The organism is Magnetococcales bacterium (assembly GCA_015228935.1).
In the GTDB taxonomy this organism is placed as follows: domain Bacteria; phylum Pseudomonadota; class Magnetococcia; order Magnetococcales; family DC0425bin3; genus HA3dbin3.
In genome coordinates, this window is sequence record JADGCO010000035.1 from 1 (window position 1) to 18,297 (window position 18,297).

Sequence of the window (18,297 nt, forward strand, 5' to 3'; positions counted from 1 at the left end):
CTTCCTCCTGGCGGGGTTTGGGGCGGAGCCCCAATAAAATCTTCCTTTCCAATTTCTTTTCCAAGAGTTAATGGACAGCCTCTCAGGAAAAAGAATGCGTACTGAAACGATCAATCATCCGGAATATCTTCGGCCCGCATGCCTACGACATGGTATCCCGCATCGACATGCAACACTTCGCCCGTCACGCCCCGTCCCATGGAGGAGAGCAAAAAAACGGCGGCTTCTGCCACTTCGGTGGTATCGACGTTGCGGCGCATGGGGGCATTGTCCCGGTTCCAATTGAGGATTTCCTTGAAGTCGCCGATGCCCGAAGCGGCCAGGGTTTTGATGGGACCTGCCGAGATGGCATTGACCCGGATCTGGCGGGGACCCAGATCCACGGCCAGATAGCGGACACTGGCTTCCAGGGCCGCCTTGGCCACGCCCATGACGTTATAATGGGGCATCACCCGTTCGGCTCCGAGATAGGAGAGGGTCAACACGCTGCCCCCTGCCGACATCAGGGGGGCCGCATGGCGGCACATGCTGACCAGTGAATAGACCGAGGTCTCCATGGCGATCCGAAATCCCTCGGCGGTGGTTTGGTAAAAATGTCCTTTCAGTTCTTCCTTGCGGGCGAAGGCCACCGAGTGAACCAGGTAGTCGATGCCGCCCCACTCTTCCCGCACCCGGGCGAAGACGGCCGCCATTTCCTCTTCGACCGTCACGTTGCAGGGCACGACAAATTGCGAGCCCAACCCGTCGGCCAGAGGCCGCACCCGTTTTTCCAGGGCACTGCCCAGATAGGTAAACCCCTGAATGGCCCCTTCCCGATGGCAGGCCTGGGCAATGCCCCAGGCAATACTCCGTTCATTGGCCACGCCGAATATCAAGCCCCGTTTTCCATCCAGAATGCCCATGCCCACCCTCATCCATCTGATGCAACCGTCCACCCTTCAGGCAGAGACCCCTGCCCAAACCTGGTCGAAAAATCAAACCGGGTATTCTATAGGCGTTGGCACTGATCATTCAACCTGAAACCTGCCAAAAGCGACCCGGGGGGCAACCCGGTCCCCTGGGCCAACACCTTGAACCGCTCACCCATGGCATCAGGCATGACCAGGCGTTGCACGGCACCTGGCAACTGTTTCTTGATTGCGGGCGGCACCTTGTCGCCTGCCAGCAATTTTTCCAGGCGGGTCAGAATACCCAACCCCATCAGAAACCATCCCTGACTCGTAAAACCCAAGGTTTCCAACCCGGAGGCCCTGCCCATTCTGGCCAGGGCCGAAAAATCCACATGGGCAGTCAAATCCATCTCCCCCGGAAAGGCCAGGGGATCATCCACCCGCTCATGGTGCCGATGACCGACCAGACGTCCGGCTGGCCGGTGCGGATGGTGGTATTCCCGTTCCGGATATCCGTAGTCAATAGTCAGGATCACACCCCGTCGCAGCATTTTGCCCAGACGCTGCATCCAGGCCTGCCCTTCCAGACCAAGCTCGGTGCGATACCCTGCCGTCACCTGCAATCCGCGTCGGGAAAAATAGTCCGGATCCACTGCCGGAGTCAGGGGAATTGTGACCGCCTGCCAGGCGTCACCCGTCCATGCGGCACCCAATTCGCGCCATCCGTCCGCCGTCATTTCCAACCAGTGGACCGGCAGGGCATCAAAAAATTCATTGGACAAAATGCCCCCCACCAACCCCTGCTCCAGAGAGGCCGATAACGACTCTAACGATGCCTGCCAGGAGACCTGACCCTGTGCACCGGCACGGGTCAGCATGCGTTCCTGCACGGCCTGAAAATCCGGGCTGCGTTCCACGATGACATAGTGCAAGGCACGGGCAAACCCTGGAATGTGTCTGGCGGTGGTCAACAAATCAACGGCCAGTTGTCCGGTTCCCGCCCCCAACTCCACCAGGTCGAACCGTTCCGGACAACCCAGAAGTTCCCACACCTCAAACCACTGCAAGGCCAGCAGTTCGCCAAAGAGGGAGGTCACCTCCGGGGCAGTCACAAAATCCCCACTCCGGCCAATGCGGGACCGCTGCTGCATGTAATATCCCTGTTCCGGATGGTACAGGGCCAATTCCATGAACCGGACAAACGGCAACGCACCCCCGGCCTCGGCTGCCGCACGCAGCAGGATTGTATGCATGGACTCAATCAAGAATACTACCTGGATTTGCGACCAAATTGAGGATTATTCATTTGCACTTCCCGGACATGCGCGTCAATCTCTTCAGCAGAAGGACCTGATAACCCTCTCACTTTCGAGGTACATTGGCCAAAATGCGGTCCACATGTTCAAGAAACCGCCCCACCAAAACAACAACCTGGTTCCGATCCATCTCATCCTCCAATTCAGGGCAGGAATCATAACGAAACATGGAGGCAAAATTAGTATATTCCATCAAAGGCATATATTCATCCGGAACCGTCGCACCATTCTGCTTCAAAAGAGAAGCCAGTTCGCCAAGATCATGTTTTTTTGGGAACTGCACATTCAGGATACTCAACCACGCCTTCACTCCTTTCTCGACGGCTTGCTGCACATGAAACCCGAAAATTTCCACATCAAACTGCATAGGATCCTGCATTCTCAGAAGGGCGCGGTAATCCTTGTCCGCCATACGCCGCAACATCTCTGACTGGTCTCCGGTGTTCATTGCATGAGCCACTTCAAAATAGTTTATAGCAGGTTGAAATTGGTGAAAACCGAGCCTGCGATATGTTGATTCCAAATGGTTCGCATGTTCCAGAAGCAGTCGATTTGAATTTATTGCAGGAGACTCATAGAGCAACACCCCCTCCCGCACAGCCTCGGCAACGACGTGATTCAAGGCATCTTTCCAGTGCATCACCTCGTCATGACTGTACAGTAAAATGTCCTTTGACATGGGAAACCCGGCCAGAAGCTCTCGAATCCGCACCAACTCCCGCCAGCGGCTCCGCTCCTTCGAAAACCCTTCCTTCTCTACCACCAGCAGGTCGATATCGGAATCTGCGGTCGCTTCGCCACGCGCCATGGAACCAAAGAGGATGATCTGCTCCGGCTGCACGGCATCCACCAGGACGTGGACCATGGCATCCAGAATCTCCGGGGTCATGGGAACCACACTGTCTTTCAGAAACCCTGGCGTGATGGGAACCATAGTGTCACCAGGCAGGTTTCAAAAATACTGGAGATGAAGATTTTGCAACAAAGGCAGAATCGTTGTCTACAGGAACGGCGTGATCAAAGCCGCAGAATCGTTGTCTACAGGAACGGCGTGATCGATGCCTCGGCCCAGGCCAGCAATCTGCCCGGCTGGATCCCCCAGAGCAGAATGAGGAACGTACTGAGGGCGAGGACCACACCACTGAACCCCCCCACCTGCATCCGGAATCCGGCTTCGGGTTGCTCGAAGTACATCACCTTGACGACCCGCAGATAGTAGTAGGCAGCGATGGCTGAAAAGAGAACGCCCACCAGGGCCACACCGACATATCCCCCCCGCACGGCGGCCATGAAAACCTGCAATTTGCCGATAAACCCGGCCAGGGGTGGAATGCCGGCCATGGAAAACATGCAGAGGGCCATGACAGCGGCCAGAACGGGCCGTTTATGGGCAAGGCCGCGATAATCCTGGATGGATTCACCGATGCCATCCCGTCCGAGAACCAGGATCAGGGCGAAGGTTCCCATGTTCATGAACAGGTAGATGGCCAGATAGATCAGGATACTCCGATAGCCCATGGCCGTGCCGGGAACCAGACCGATCAGGGCATACCCCACATGGCCGACCGAGGAGTAGGCCAGCATGCGCTTGATATTGGTTTGCGGGATGGCGGCAAAAGCCCCAACCGCCATGGAGAGGATACCCAGAAATTGCACAACCGGTCCCCACTGCCCGTGCAGGGATTCAAACGCCCCGGGCAGAATCCGAAACAGGGCAGCAAATCCGGCAATCTTGGGCAGGGAGGTCATGAACGCGGTTACGGGCGTCGGGGAGCCTTCATAAACATCCGGAGACCACATGTGGAACGGGGCCGCTGCCACCTTGAAAGCCAGGCCGGAAATGACCAGAATCACCCCCAACCGGATTCCCAGATGCTCTTTCCCGCCAACCGCCATGGCCTCCTGCACTCCGGTGAAGGTGATCCCACCCGTTCCTCCATAGATCAGGCTGACACCATACAAGAACAGCCCCGAAGCCATGGAACCCAGGACGAAATATTTCAAACCGGCCTCATTGGACAAGGTATCGTCGCGACGATAGCCCGCCAGCACATAGATGGCCAGCGACATCATTTCCAGACCGAGGTAGAGGGAGAGGAAATCCCCACTGGAGGCCATGATCATGCCGCCCAGGAGGGCAAACAGGATCAGGACAAAATATTCGCCACTCAGCAAGCCAAGGCGCTGGATGGCATCCCAGGCCATGAGGATGGGAAACAACGCCCCCACATACATGAGCATTTTCATGAAGGAGGCAAATGCATCCCCGACAAACATGCCGCCGAACGTTTCGACCGGATCATCACCCATGCCGCTCCAGGTAATGTAGGCGGCCAGGAGGATGGCCAGCAGGGATCCGTAACCGACCAGACTGCCGCCATCCAGTTTGTCACGCCAGGCTCCGGCGAGCAGCAGACCCAGGGCTGCAAGGGCAATGACGATTTCCGGCAACAGTGGAACCAGGTTGATCTCCGGCATGGGAACGGACATGGGCTCAACGTCTCCGATTCAATCCAGGGAACACAAAGCACAGGCGGACCAACCAAAACTCCAATCCCCTGTGGACCGGAGCCGGTGCATGGTCAATGCATGGCCAGGGTCGTATGACCCCCTACCGCCTTGCCGGCAGACACTTGCGTCAGCAAATTTTCCACAGAAGCATGCATCACTTTCAGGAACGGGTCCGGATTGAAGCCGATCCAGAAGACCAGGATCAGCAAGGGGACAAAGAGGGCCAGTTCCCGGGGAGTGACATCGGTCATGGTCTGGACATCGGCATGCCGGATGTCGCCGAACAGGACCTTTTTGAACATCCATAACATATAGGCCGCACCCAGGACCACGCCGGTTGCCGCCACCACCGTCACACCCTTGCTGGTGGCAAACATGCCCAGCAGGATGAGAAATTCGCCGACGAAACCATTGGTCCCCGGCAGCCCCACCGAGGCCATGGTAAAGACCATGAAGAGGGTCGCATAGACCGGCATGCGCAGGGCCAGGCCGCCAAACCGGGCAATTTCCCGGGTGTGCAGTCGGTCATACACCACGCCGACCAGCAGGAAGAGCGCTCCAGAGACCAGACCATGATTGACCATTTGCAGGATGCCCCCTTCAATACCCAGTTGATTGAAGGCAAACAATCCCAGGGTCACAAAACCCATATGGGAGACCGAGGAATAGGCAATCAATTTTTTCAGGTCGGTCTGCATCAGGGCCACCAGGGCGGTATAGACCACCGCCACCAGGGAAAGGCCATAGATGAACGGCGCAAAATAATGGGCAGCATCCGGCAGCATGGGGAGCGAAAAGCGCAAAAACCCATAAGCCCCCATTTTCAACAAAACCCCGGCCAGGATCACTGAACCCGCAGTCGGGGCTTCCACGTGAGCATCCGGCAGCCAGGTATGGACCGGCCACATGGGCACCTTGACGGCAAAGGAGATCATGAATCCCAGAAAGATCCATATTTGCATCTCCACGGGGAGGTGCAGTTTCATCAGTTCCGGAATGCTGAAAGTCTGTCCCTTGGTGGCCAGGACCAGCACGGCGATGAGCATGACCACGGATCCGGCCAGGGTGTACAGGAAAAACTTCAAGGCCGCATACACCCGGCGGGGACCACCCCACACGCCGATGATCAGAAACATCGGGATCAGCATGGCCTCCCACAGAATGTAGAAGAGCATGAAATCCAGGGCGCAGAACACGCCGACGACAAAGCTTTCCAGGGCCAGAAAGGCCATCATGTACTCGCGGACACGAATCTTGACCGATTCCCAGGAGGCCAGGATGCAGATGGGGGTCAACAGGGTGGTCAGCAGCACCAGGGGCAGACTGATCCCATCCACGCCCATCCGGTAGGCGATACCGAGTTCCGGCAGCCAGACGGACTCTTCGAGAAACTGGAATTGCGCTGTGGTGATGTCAAAGCCGGCATAGAGGCGCAGGCTTAACAGGAAGGTCACCAGGGAGACACCGAGGGCGATGAGTTTTGCGGACGCATCACTCCGGATCACCAGCAATATGGCTACGGCACCTGCCAGGGGAAGAAAGGTCACCAGACTCAACATTGCCACGATCCCCGCTCTTGTCTCCTGCGTTTTGCCAACTGACACGCCATCCGGAAGGAGATCCGGATCAGACGTACCAGGTCACCAGGACCACCACACCGATCAACATGGCGAAGGCATAGTGATAGATATAACCCGTTTGCAACTGCCGCACCCAGCCAGCCATCCGTTCCACGAGCCCGGCCAGGCCATTGACTCCATAACCATCGATGATGGTCTCATCCCCGGTCCGCCACAACCCTGCACCGATCAGGCGGGCCGGTTGCACGAACAGGCGGTCATAGAGCCGGTCGAAATACCAGGCATTGACCAGAAACTGGTAAAGTTTTTGCCATTTTCCTGCCAGACGGGCCGGCAGATCCGGCTGTTGGACGTACATTTTCCAGGCCAGACCGAGGCCCAGCAGAAACATGCCAAAGGGCAGCCATTTGATCACCCCGCCGACATGGTGGGCATTGGCCAGGGCATGATGGTTGGGAGCGACGAACACGGCATCCTTGAACCATCCCGCTTCCACCATGGGTGATCCCACGTAACCGGCGATGACGGCACCAACCGCCAGCAACATCAGAGGTCCGCGCATGCTCCAGGAAGGATCATGGGCATGCTCCCAGGCATGATGATCGACCGGGTGGCCATGAAACGTCATGAAGAGCAGTCGGAAGGAATAAAACGTCGTCATGGCTGCCGACAGGATGCCCAATGCCCAGGCCAGGGTTCCGGTCAGGGTATGCGCGGCATAGGCCGACTCCAGGATGACATCCTTGGAGTAGAATCCGGCCAGGAACGGAAAGCCTGTCAGGGCCAGGGTGCCGATCATCATCAGGCCATAGGTGAGAGGAATTTTGCTTTTCAGACCACCCATGCGCCGCATGTCCTGTTCATGGTGCATGGCGCTGATGACCGCGCCGCACCCCAAAAAGAGCAGGGCCTTGAAAAAGGCGTGGGTCATCAAATGAAACATGGATGCCGCATAGGCTGAAACACCGGCGGCAAAAAACATGTACCCCAACTGCGAACAGGTGGAGTAGGCCACCACCCGCTTGATATCGTTTTGGACCAGGCCGACGCTGGCGGCAAAGAAGGCCGTGACGGCCCCCACCACCGTGACCACGGTCAGGGCCGTTTCCGACAGTTCGAACAGGGGCGAGGCGCGACAGACCATGAAGACTCCGGCTGTCACCATGGTGGCGGCATGGATCAAGGCCGAAACGGGTGTCGGACCTTCCATGGCATCCGGCAGCCAGGTATGCAACCCGAGCTGGGCCGACTTGCCCATGGCACCGATAAAGAGCAGCAGGCAGATCAGGGTCATGGTATCGACCGGACCCCAGAAGAGAAACTCCACCGTCCGGACGAACTGCCCGGTTCCGGCCAGATGGAACACCTTCTGGTAATCCAGGGTACCGAACACCATGTAGATGGTGAAAATACCCAGGGCAAAGCCGAAATCGCCCACCCGGTTGACCAGAAACGCCTTGATGGCAGCGTTGCAGGCCGACTCTTTCTTGAACCAGAAACCGATCAGGAGATACGAGGCCAATCCCACCCCTTCCCAGCCGAAGAAGAGCTGCAAAAAATTGTCTCCGGTCACCAGCATGAGCATGGCAAAGGTGAAGAAGGAGAGGTAGCTGAAAAAGCGGGAGTGATCCGGATCCTCTTCCATGTAGCCGATGGAGTAGATGTGGACCATGCAGGAGACGCCGGTCACCACGATCAACATGACGGCGGTCAGGCGGTCGATCAGCAGGGCAAAGCTCACGTGAAAATTGCCGGCCACGATCCAGGAGATGATCTGGGTATGTTCCGTGGCTCCATCGCCGACGGCCACCCGGAAGAATGCCGAGATTGACAGAAGCAGGGCAATGGCCACGCCCAGGATGGTCACCTGCTGGCTCAAATGTTTGCCGATCCGGTGTCCGAACAAACCGGCAATCAGGGCACCGGCCAGGGGTGCGAGGAGAATCAACAGGTTCATGCTCATGGTGCAAATACCGTCCGCATATCATCCCTTCAGGGAGTCGATTTTTTCCACATCGATGGTGGCACGATTGCGGAAAAAAGTGACCAACAAGGCCAGACCAATGGCCGCCTCCGCCGCTGCCACCGTCATCACAAAAAAGGTGAACACCTGTCCGGTTTCTCCGCCCAGAAATCTGGAGAAGGCCACGAAATTGATGTTGACCGCCAGCAGGATCAATTCAATGCTCATGAGAATGATGATGACATTTTTCCGGTTCAGAAAAATGCCGAACAGTCCAATGATGAAGAGAATGGCACCCAGGACCAGATAATGGTTCAGACCGACCACGGTTACGCTCCTTCGCCGGGGGATTTCTTGATGAGAGTCACGGCTTCCTCGCGGGTACGCGCCACCTGACTGGAGATGCATTGTTTTTTGATCATGCGCCGCTGACGCAGGGTCAGGACGATGGCCCCCACCATGGCCATCAACAGCAGCAGGGAGGCGATTTCGAACGGATAGAGATACCGGGTATACAACACCCGCCCCAGGACCTGGGTATTGGACACGCCACCCAAACCGGCGACGACTGCTGCGGGATGGAAGGTCAGCAGGATGGCCACCAGTTCCACCAGGATGACGGCCCCGATGGCCAGACCCAGAGGAAGATGGGCCAGCGCCCCCCGGCGCAGCTCGGCAAAATCCACATCCAGCATCATCACCACGAACAGGAACAGGACCGCCACGGCCCCCATATAGACCATCACCACCACAGCGGCCAGAAACTCCGCTCCCAGCAACACGAAGAGGCCGGCTGCCGAAAAAAAGGTCAATACCAGAAACAGGGCCGAATGCACCGGATTGCGGGCCGTAATGACCCGCGTGGCAGCGACCAGCAGTATGGCTGCAAACAGGTAGAATACAAAATCCGCCACCGAAGACATGGATTCCTTACCCCGCTAGCGATATTTGGCATTGATTCCAAGGTTGTCATCGACCTGCCGTTTCCAGATTTCCCCGTTGGCAAGCAATTTTTTCTTGTTGAAAATCATCTCATGGCGCTGCTCGGCATGAAACTCGAAATTCGGACCCATGACGATGGCATCCACGGGGCAGGCCTCCTGGCAGAATCCGCAATAGATGCATTTGGCCATGTCGATATCATACACCCGGGTCAGTCGTTGCGTCGCCGAGGAGGTCGGGTCGATCTCGATGTAGATCGCCTGCGCCGGGCAGACGGCTTCACACAATTTGCAAGCCACGCACCGCTCCGAACCGTCGGCATGTCGCCGCAGCACATGTTCTCCCCGGAAGCGGGGGGAGAGTGGCGTGCGTTGCTCGGGATACTGCACAGTAATCTTCGGCTTGAACATATACTTCAGGGTCACGCCCATCCCGGCAAAGAGTTCCAGGAGGGCAAAGTTGGCAAGCAACTCTTTTATGTTCAGATTCAAGCCCATGATCATCCTCATCCAGGAATCTGTCCGGTCAGGTGCAGCACGACCCCGGTCAGGAATATCCAGAACAGGGACAACGGCAGGAACACCTTCCACCCCAATCGCATCAATTGGTCATAGCGGTAACGGGGAAAGGTGGCCCGGATCCAGAGAAATATGAACAGCAGCAGGCCGATTTTCAAGATCAACCAGACAATGCCGGGCACGAATCCCAGGATGCCCAGCGGCGGCAACCATCCCCCGAGAAACAGGAGGGCACCCAGGGCCGAGACCAGGATCATGTTGGCATATTCCCCAAGGAAAAACATGCCATAGGCCATGGCTGAATAGTCCGTGGCGAAGCCTGACACCAGCTCTGCTTCCGCCTCCACCATGTCGAACGGGGCGCGGTTGGTTTCGGCCACCCCGGAGATGAAATAGATGACGAACAGGGGCAACAGGGGAATCACATTCCACATGTCGCTCTGGGAGGCCACCACATCCTTGATGCTGAGGCTGCCAGCCAGCATGATGACCGGGATCAGGGTGAAGCCGAGAGAAATTTCGTAGGAGACCATTTGCGCGGCGGCGCGCATGGAACCCAGGAACGCATAGCGGGAATTGGATGCCCAGCCGGACATCAGAACCCCGTAGACCCCCAGGGAAGAGATGGCCAGAATGTAGAGGATGCCAATGTTGACATCGGCCAGGATCAGCTCCGGCGAAAACGGCACCACGGCCCAGGCTGCCAGCGCCGTGCCGAGGGTGATGATCGGGGCCAACAGAAAGACCGGCGTATCGGCACCGGTTGGAATCATGGTCTCCTTGACGAACAGCTTGACGGCATCGGCGAGGGGTTGCAGCAGGCCGAAGATGCCCACCCGATTGGGTCCCGGACGCACCTGCATGGCACCGATGATCCGCCGTTCGGCCCAGGTCAGATAGGTGACGCAAAACATGACAGGGGCCAGCAGAACAGCAATCTTGATCACTGTCCACACCAGTGGCCACACCATGCCGAACAGATCCTGCCCGTTACTTTGTATCCACTCCAAAATTCCAGCCATGCCCTGTCCCGGTTCCCATCAACCCTTGCCGTTTCACGCCCCCATGAATACTACAGCGCCGTCACATTCACGGTGGGAAAACTCTCTTCCCCGTCACACAGATTCTGCACCTCGCCTTCTCCCAGACCATAATGGCCAAAGAGAATTCCTGCCGGAATGGTCGCATCCGACACCGCGATCATATCCACATTTTTTTCGCCGCAGGTCAGACGCACCTTGTTCCCTTTGCCAACCCCCAACCGCTCCGCATCCTGGGGATTGATCCGGACTGTCTGGCCTTTTGACAATTTTCCCATAAGGGCCGACACCCGTGCCACCCCATCGTTGTGCCAGAGAGACGGCTCCAACACCAGGATCAATCCCGTGTTACTGGACGCCGACGGCGGGTTGTACTTTGCAGGCAGTCCGCACGTCACTGGCGGATGGGTACAGGCCTCGGTCATGGCACCATCGATCCGGTTGCGCAAATCGTAGCACGGATCGGCCATGGCCAGGGCATGCCGCAAGGCGTCGAGAGAGTTGTACGGCAGGGGCCGCATCGTATGATCGCTCAGGGCACGCAGGATACGCCATGCCGGTCGTGCATCACCCGGGGGAGGAATGGCCTGTTGACTCCGTTGCACCCGGCCTTCGCCATTGGTGCTGATGGCATCCTGCTCCGACATCGCCACGGCCCCGGGCAACACGACCGCTGCCCGTTCGCTCATGGCTGACCGGTGGGTGCCGATCCAGATCACCTGTGCCCGACCCAGAGCTGCCCGGGCCAGGTCGGCATCGCCACCTTCCAGAACTGGATCCGTCCCCAGCAACACCAGGACCTTGACCTTGCCAGCCGCTGCCTGGCGCAAAATGTCCCGGGCATTGTAACCCGCCTTGTCCAGGCGTCGGTAACCGGGTCCACGCTGCGGCACAATTCCCAAATCCTGGGCTGCGGCATTGCCTGTTCCTGGCAGACAATTGTATCCATTCCATGTGTCGCTCAGAGCGCCGCAACCATCGAGAATGGCCACGACCTGCCGCCGCAAAACTTCCGCCTGGGGATGTTGACTGGCATAGGCTCCCAGGAGCATGACGGGACGTTGGGCATTTTTGAGGGCACTGGCCAGGCGGGCCGGCGGGGTGGTTCCAGGCTTCTTGGCTTTTTGGGCCTTCAATACCTGTTCCAGAAACACGCCTTCCTGACCCGGGAATTGGATGAACTCTTCCAGACCCGGCAACGTCGCCTGTAAACGGCGGGGATTGAGGGCAAAAATGCGTGCCCCGGCCAATGCGGCCTGACGCAGCCGCCAATTCAGGATGGGCACCTCCTGGCGTGGGTCACACCCCACGAGGACGATGCAATCCGCCCGGGGCAGATCGGCCAGGGGGGTATTCAACAACAGGTCACCCCGCGTCAGCGGCACCCCATCACCACTGAAATCCCTCTGACGCAGTCGGTGATCCAGATGAGGCGTGCCGATGCTGTTGCGTAAAAAATCCTGGAATGCAAAGTAATCTTCGGCCCCCAGATGGTGCCCGCCTGCCAAACCGGCCACCTCTTCCGGGGCCACACTCTGCAAGATGTCACCAGCCTGGGCAAGGGCCTGTTTCCAGGTTGCGGTGACCAGGACATCATCCTTGCGCACCATGGGCATGGTCAGGCGGGCCGCGTTCAAGCCATCGAAGGCAAACCGGCCCTTGTCGCAAATCCAATTGCCGTTGATGGCCGCGCATGCCTCGGCCCGGACGCGCAGCAGACGACCCTGCATAGGCTGCCACCGCACCCGGCATCCCACCGGGCAGTGTCCGCACACGCCGGCAATGCTCTGCAACTCCCAGCTTCTGGCCTGGAAATGGAACGGCTTGTCGTTCAGGGCACCGACCGGGCAGATTTCCGCCATGTTGCCGGCCAGTTCCGAACTCAGGGTTCCTTCCACCCAGGGGCCGACCTCCATATGGTCACCCCGATATATGGCCCCCATCTCTTCGACACCGGCCACTTCCTCCGAAAAACGGATGCAACGGGTACAGTGGATGCAGCGGTCCATTTCGGTTTCGATCAGAACGCCCAGATCCTTGTTGCGAACCTGGCGTTTTTCGACGGTGTACCGGCTCCGATCCGGGCCATATTTCAGGGCCAGATCCTGGAGGTCACACGCGCCTCCCTGGTCGCAGACCGGACAATCGAGGGGGTGATTGATGAGCAGGAGTTCCATCACCCCACGCCGGGCCTGAAGGGCCAGGGGACCTTCGGTCCGCACCACCATGCCTTCGGTGACCGGCATGGCGCAGGAGGCCACGGGGCGTGGCATCTTCTCCACCTCCACCATGCACATCCGGCAGTTCCCCGCCACCGACAGACCGGGGTGGTAACAAAAACGGGGAATATGGATTTCCAGTCGCCGGGCGGCTTCCATGATGGTTGTCCCCGGTTCGACCGTGATTTCCTTACCGTTGATGATCAGGGTAGGCATCGTTTCCGTTGCTCCTCATCCCACCATGCACCGACCGTGCTTGATATGATACGCAAACTCTTCCGGAAAAGCCCGAATGGCCCCGGCCACCGGCATGGCGGCAGCATCTCCCAGGGCGCAGATGGTTTTCCCTGAAATGTTGTTGCAGATATCCTGCAACAATTCAATGTCGCCGACACTCCCCTGCCCGGCTTCGAGACGATTCATGATTTTTGCCAGCCAGCCTGTCCCTTCCCGGCACGGCGTGCATTGCCCGCACGACTCATGGCGATAAAACCGTGACAGGCGGGAAATGGCCCGCACAATACAGACCGACTTGTCGAGGACGATGACCGATCCGGCTCCCAGCATGCTGCCCGCCTTGGCCAGGGCATCGTAATCCATGGTGATCGTGGCGCACACTTCGGCTGTCAGGACGGGCGTGGACGAACCTCCGGGAATCACCCCTTTCAGATTTTCCCACCCCCCCCGGACACCGCCGGCGTAATCATCGAGGAGTGTACGCAGGGGAATGCCCAGGGGAACCTCATAGTTGCCGGGACGCACGACATGGCCAGAGACACTGAACACCTTGGTCCCGCTCGACTTGGGCACTCCCAGTCCGGCATACCAGGCACCACCCCGCTCCAGGATGGCGGGCACGGCGGAGAGGGTTTCCACATTGTTGATGACGGTCGGGCAATTATAGAGTCCCACGTTGGCCGGAAAGGGCGGTTTGAGGCGCGGCTGGCCTTTTTTTCCCTCCAGGGATTCGATCAGGGCGGTCTCTTCGCCACAGACATAGGCCCCGGCCCCCCGATGCACGGCCAGATGAAACCGGAAGCCGCTGCCCATGACATCATCACCCAGCAGCCCGGCGGCGTAGGCATCATCCACAGCCTGCTGCAACCGCTCGGCCTCCCGGACAAACTCACCGCGAATGTAGACATAACCGCGTTCGGCCCGCACGGCATAGGCAGCAATGATCATCCCTTCGATCAGAAGATGGGGATCATGGCGCAAAATCTCCCGGTCCTTGCAGGTTCCCGGTTCCCCTTCATCGGCATTGCAGATCAGATAGTGTGGCCGGCTGTTGTCCTTGGGAATGAAGGACCACTTCATGCCAGCCGGAAAGCCGGCCCCGCCCCGTCCGCGCAGATTGGATTGCTTGACCTCTTCGATCACCTCTTCGCTGCTCATACCAAGGGCTTTGCGTGCCGCTGCATAGGCACCATGTTCCCGGGCCACGGCCAGCAGATGGCTGTCTTGCAGCTCGATATTGCGGTAGACGACTTTCTCCCCGGGAATCTCACGCATGCCCATACCTTCCACGCTACCGGAGGCCTTCAAGGCAACCGGTCAATGATTTCAACCACCTTCTCCGGCGTCAGGTCTTCATGATAATCATCGTTGATTTGCAGGGTGGGAGCATTGACACAGGCACCCAGACACTCCACCTCGGTCAAGGTAAACCGGCCATCTGCGCTCGTTTCTCCCCAACCCAGGCGCAACTTCTCCTGCAAGGCTTTGACCACCAGATCCGACCCGCACAACCAGCAGGAAATATTGGTACAGACCTGTACATGATATTTTCCCACGGGCCGCAGATTGTACATCGTATAAAACGTCGCCACCTCATGAACCCGGACCGGGGGAATACCTGTCAGCTCGGCGACATATTCCAGGGTTTCCCGGGAGAGCCAGCCGCCAAACTCCCGCTGGGCCAGATGCAGGATGGGCAGCAGGGCCGAACGCCGATACTCGGGTGGATAGCGGGTATAGATTGTCTCCACCTCACGCATGGCCGCCGCTGAAAAACGGGGCATGGGATCTTTCCGGGTCTCTGTGTGCGATTCATTCATGGATGCGTGTCCCACATCTCAAAAAATCCGCGGCGGCTCATCAACGGTCTATTTCGCCAAAAACAATGTCAATCGTTCCCAGACAGGTGGTCACATCGGCCAGCAGATGCCCTTTGATCATGGGTTCGATCCCTTGCAGATGGTTGAACCCGGCAGCCCGGATCTTGACCCGGTAGGGTTTGTTGGTCCCATCGGCGATCAGGTAGACGCCCATTTCCCCTTTGGGAGTCTCCACGGCACAATAAATTTCCCCAGCCGGGACGACAAAACCTTCGGAGTACAGCTTGAAATGGTGGATCAGCGACTCCATCCCCTCTCGCATCTCGGCACGATACGGGGTGGAAACCTTGAAATTCTCGTGTTTGACCGGGCCACCCGGCATCTGTTCCAGACATTGACGGATGATGCGGACACTTTGCCGCAGCTCGTCCACCCGGACCAGATAGCGATCATAGCAATCGCCGTTTTTTCCCACCGGAATGTCGAAGTCGAGTCGATCATAGACATCGTAGGGTTCGGCCTTGCGCAAATCCCAGGCAATTCCCGAGCCACGCAGCATGGGACCGACGAATCCCAGATCGAGGGCCTGTTCCGGGGTCACCACGCCGATGTCCACCAGGCGTTGTTTCCAGATGCGGTTGCCGGTGAGCAGGGTCTCATATTCGTCGATCTTGCCTGGAAAATCGTCGCAGAACTCCATGATTTTTTCGGCCAGGCCATCCGGCAGATCCATGGCCACGCCGCCGGGACGGAAATAGGCGGCATGGATGCGCGCCCCGCAAACCGCCTCGGACATGTCAAGAATGCGTTCCCGTTCCCGGAAGGCATAGATGAACATGGTCATGGCACCCACATCCAGCCCGTGGGCACCCAGAAACAGCAGGTGATTCAAGATGCGTGTCAATTCGGCAAAAATGACCCGGATGTACTGGGCACGTTCCGGCGCCCGGATTCCCAGCAGCCGTTCCACGGCCAAAACCCAAGGGTACTCTTGCGCCATGGGCGACATGTAATCCAGGCGGTCGAAATAGGGCAGCCCCTGGAGGTAGGTTTTGTGTTCGAGGAGTTTTTCCGTGCCCCGATGCAGAAAACCGATATGGGGATCGGCCCGCACCACCATTTCGCCATCCAGTTCCAGGACCAGGCGCAGCACACCGTGGGCCGCCGGATGTTGGGGTCCGAAGTTGAGCGTGTAATTCTGGATCTGTTCGGCATCAGGCATCGGACTTTCCCCTCACCCTCCCACCTTGCGGTCAGGATCTGTTTGGCTCCTGCCGGACCCGTTTTCCCGCCCGTAGTATTCCCGGGCCGGGATGCTCAATCGCGTCGGTTCGCGCACCACCCGTGCCCGATTCGCATCGTACCTGACCTCGAAATGGCCCGTCACCGGAAACTCCTTGCGCAAGGGGTACCCTGAAAAATCATACTCCGTCAACAGCCGGCGTAAATCAGGATGTCCGGAAAAAAGGATGCCAAACATTTCGTAGGCTTCCCGTTCGTACCAGTTGGCGCTGCTCCAGACCCCGATCACCGAGGGGACCGGTTCCTCCTCACGCACGGCCACCTTGACCCGCAGGCGGTGATTGCGATGCACGGAGAGCAGTTGGTAGACCACTTCCAGGGGTTTTTCCCGGTCGGGATAGTGGACCCCGGCCAAATCCACCAGCAGGCGAAAATCAAGATCAGGATCATCCCGCAACCGGGTCATGGTGGTCACCAGAGTGTCCGGGGTGACCCGGATGACCAGGGCTTCCCCGGCCCGTTCCCGAGGCAAACCGGGAAACTTTTCGCCCACGACCCCCTCCAGATGGGCAAGCTTTTCTGGCGTCATGTCTTGGCACCCCAGCCCGTTGCAAACGTATTGGTGCGATGAATTTTCCGGTGCAGTTGCAGGATGCCGTACAGCAGGGCCTCGGCGGTGGGCGGGCACCCTGGAATATAGATATCCACCGGCACGATGCGTCCGCAACCCCGCACGACCGAATAAGAATAATGGTAATAACCGCCCCCATTGGCGCAGGACCCCATGGAGATGACCCAGCGGGGTTCCGGCATCTGGTCATAGAGCTTGCGCAGGACCGGGGCCATTTTGTTGGTCAGGGTACCTGCCACGATCATGACATCCGACTGTCGGGGGCTGCCACGGGGTACCATGCCGAAGCGGTCCAGATCATAGCGGCTTCCTCCGGCCTGCATGAACTCCACAGCACAGCAGGCAAGGCCGAAAGTCATCGGCCACATGGAAGAGGTGCGCGCCCAGTTGACCAGTTTGTCCACCCCGGTGAGCAGAAAGCCGCGTGTGTCCAGTTCCTGGCGAACTTCCTCGATCATTCCCATTCCAAGGCCCCCTTTTTCCAGGCGTAGGCATACCCGACCAGAAGCACGACCAGAAACAGCACCATTTCGACAAAGCCGGTCAGGCCGATATCCCGAAAGGCCACCGCCCAGGGAAACATGAAGGCCGTTTCAATATCGAACACGATGAACAGGATGGCCAGCAGATAGTAGCGGACATCAAACTGGAGCCGGATCCGTTCCATGGGACCGAAGCCGCACTCGTACTGGCTCTCTTTTTCCGCATCGGGGCGTTTGAACCCCAGAAAGTAGGAGCCGGCCAGCATGAAGAGGCCCAGGCCGCCCGCCACGAAGAGAAAGACCAGGATCGGAAAATAATTTTCCAACATTGTTGCCCTTTCGTTGCGCTCACCTGCTTCAGATCGCACCCCCAAAAAACAATGTCGAGGAGGAGTACCATCATTGCGCCGGACAAGTCAAGCCGACTCTTTCCTCATCGGTGCAATAAAAATTTCGCCCGGTGAAATCCGCCCCGGCCAGGGCATTATTTCCTTGGAAATATTCCTTTAAAATCAATCTTATTCGCAATCCAGCCCTGCCTGCCGGATCCGCAGCAATCCAGGACAGGACCTGTCGCGCAGCTCCTGTCATTCATTTTATTCGCGATCCAGATCCGCAGCAATCCAGGACAGTGCCTATTGCACATGCCCTGTCATTGCCGACTGACTGCCAGACCACACCTGCGCAAGGCTTCGCGCACAATCTCTCGCGGCTCCCCTGCCGGAATACAGGCCAGCAGAAAACGCTCAGGATCATGATTGATGTACCACCCCACCCGGGATAAGGGTTGTGCGGACTGTCCGAAAAAATTGCGGCAAGGCAAGGTTGCCTGCTGGCCTGACAAGAGTTGCCTCTTTGACTTGCCGCGCAACTCGGATTATCGTTTTAATGTCATTCATGCTGTCG

The 18,297-nt window shown here is 58.1% G+C and carries 18 protein-coding genes; all 18 read right to left on the reverse strand.

What is annotated here, in order from left to right:
• Nucleotides 1-110: 110 nt before the first annotated feature.
• Nucleotides 111-902: an enoyl-ACP reductase gene (locus HQL65_10100; protein ID MBF0136581.1), complete on the reverse strand. Its 792-nt coding sequence runs from the start codon at nucleotides 900-902 to the stop codon at nucleotides 111-113.
• An 86-nt stretch (nucleotides 903-988) separates the two neighbouring features.
• Entirely contained in the window at nucleotides 989-2,155 is a 1,167-nt protein-coding gene (locus HQL65_10105; GenBank protein ID MBF0136582.1) for an SAM-dependent methyltransferase, read from the reverse strand.
• A gap of 97 nt (nucleotides 2,156-2,252) precedes the next feature.
• Nucleotides 2,253-3,140 carry a HEPN domain-containing protein gene (locus HQL65_10110; GenBank protein MBF0136583.1) on the reverse strand — a complete coding sequence of 296 codons (888 nt, stop codon included), beginning with the start codon at nucleotides 3,138-3,140 and terminating at the stop codon, nucleotides 2,253-2,255.
• Between the two features lie 104 nt (nucleotides 3,141-3,244).
• The gene (nuoN, locus tag HQL65_10115) at nucleotides 3,245-4,696 is read right to left on the reverse strand and encodes an NADH-quinone oxidoreductase subunit NuoN (GenBank protein MBF0136584.1); all 1,452 of its coding nucleotides are present in this window, start codon (nucleotides 4,694-4,696) and stop codon (nucleotides 3,245-3,247) included.
• A gap of 92 nt (nucleotides 4,697-4,788) precedes the next feature.
• Nucleotides 4,789-6,276, reverse strand: coding sequence for an NADH-quinone oxidoreductase subunit M (locus HQL65_10120; GenBank protein MBF0136585.1), 1,488 nt, complete (start codon nucleotides 6,274-6,276; stop codon nucleotides 4,789-4,791).
• 67 nt (nucleotides 6,277-6,343) lie between these two features.
• Nucleotides 6,344-8,254: an NADH-quinone oxidoreductase subunit L gene (nuoL, locus tag HQL65_10125; protein ID MBF0136586.1), complete on the reverse strand. Its 1,911-nt coding sequence runs from the start codon at nucleotides 8,252-8,254 to the stop codon at nucleotides 6,344-6,346.
• A gap of 27 nt (nucleotides 8,255-8,281) precedes the next feature.
• Nucleotides 8,282-8,587, reverse strand: a complete 306-nt coding sequence (gene nuoK, locus HQL65_10130; GenBank protein MBF0136587.1) for an NADH-quinone oxidoreductase subunit NuoK — start codon at nucleotides 8,585-8,587, stop codon at nucleotides 8,282-8,284.
• A gap of 2 nt (nucleotides 8,588-8,589) precedes the next feature.
• Nucleotides 8,590-9,183 (reverse strand): NADH-quinone oxidoreductase subunit J, encoded by a 594-nt coding sequence (locus HQL65_10135; protein ID MBF0136588.1) that lies wholly within the window; start codon nucleotides 9,181-9,183, stop codon nucleotides 8,590-8,592.
• 15 nt (nucleotides 9,184-9,198) lie between these two features.
• Nucleotides 9,199-9,711, reverse strand: coding sequence for an NADH-quinone oxidoreductase subunit NuoI (gene nuoI, locus HQL65_10140; GenBank protein ID MBF0136589.1), 513 nt, complete (start codon nucleotides 9,709-9,711; stop codon nucleotides 9,199-9,201).
• The gene (gene nuoH / locus HQL65_10145) at nucleotides 9,708-10,742 is read right to left on the reverse strand and encodes an NADH-quinone oxidoreductase subunit NuoH (protein MBF0136590.1); all 1,035 of its coding nucleotides are present in this window, start codon (nucleotides 10,740-10,742) and stop codon (nucleotides 9,708-9,710) included. Before nuoH ends, nuoI begins: the two co-directional genes overlap by 4 nt.
• A 50-nt stretch (nucleotides 10,743-10,792) precedes the next feature.
• Nucleotides 10,793-13,195 carry an NADH-quinone oxidoreductase subunit NuoG gene (nuoG, locus tag HQL65_10150; protein MBF0136591.1) on the reverse strand — a complete coding sequence of 801 codons (2,403 nt, stop codon included), beginning with the start codon at nucleotides 13,193-13,195 and terminating at the stop codon, nucleotides 10,793-10,795.
• Between the two features lie 15 nt (nucleotides 13,196-13,210).
• Nucleotides 13,211-14,497: an NADH-quinone oxidoreductase subunit NuoF gene (nuoF, locus tag HQL65_10155; protein MBF0136592.1), complete on the reverse strand. Its 1,287-nt coding sequence runs from the start codon at nucleotides 14,495-14,497 to the stop codon at nucleotides 13,211-13,213.
• 23 nt (nucleotides 14,498-14,520) lie between these two features.
• Nucleotides 14,521-15,036: an NADH-quinone oxidoreductase subunit NuoE gene (gene nuoE, locus HQL65_10160; GenBank protein ID MBF0136593.1), complete on the reverse strand. Its 516-nt coding sequence runs from the start codon at nucleotides 15,034-15,036 to the stop codon at nucleotides 14,521-14,523.
• Nucleotides 15,037-15,076: 40 nt separating this feature from the next.
• Nucleotides 15,077-16,258 carry an NADH-quinone oxidoreductase subunit D gene (locus tag HQL65_10165; GenBank protein MBF0136594.1) on the reverse strand — a complete coding sequence of 394 codons (1,182 nt, stop codon included), beginning with the start codon at nucleotides 16,256-16,258 and terminating at the stop codon, nucleotides 15,077-15,079.
• A 12-nt stretch (nucleotides 16,259-16,270) separates the two neighbouring features.
• On the reverse strand, nucleotides 16,271-16,867 hold the full coding sequence (locus HQL65_10170) for an NADH-quinone oxidoreductase subunit C (protein ID MBF0136595.1): 597 nt from the start codon (nucleotides 16,865-16,867) through the stop codon (nucleotides 16,271-16,273).
• Complete coding sequence (locus tag HQL65_10175; GenBank protein ID MBF0136596.1) at nucleotides 16,864-17,367, reverse strand: NADH-quinone oxidoreductase subunit B; 504 nt, start codon at nucleotides 17,365-17,367, stop codon at nucleotides 16,864-16,866. The genes HQL65_10170 and HQL65_10175 overlap by 4 nt, the downstream gene beginning before the upstream one ends.
• Nucleotides 17,364-17,720 (reverse strand): NADH-quinone oxidoreductase subunit A, encoded by a 357-nt coding sequence (gene ndhC / locus HQL65_10180; GenBank protein ID MBF0136597.1) that lies wholly within the window; start codon nucleotides 17,718-17,720, stop codon nucleotides 17,364-17,366. Before ndhC ends, HQL65_10175 begins: the two co-directional genes overlap by 4 nt.
• A 323-nt stretch (nucleotides 17,721-18,043) precedes the next feature.
• Nucleotides 18,044-18,235: a hypothetical protein gene (locus tag HQL65_10185; protein MBF0136598.1), complete on the reverse strand. Its 192-nt coding sequence runs from the start codon at nucleotides 18,233-18,235 to the stop codon at nucleotides 18,044-18,046.
• Nucleotides 18,236-18,297 lie beyond the last annotated feature (62 nt).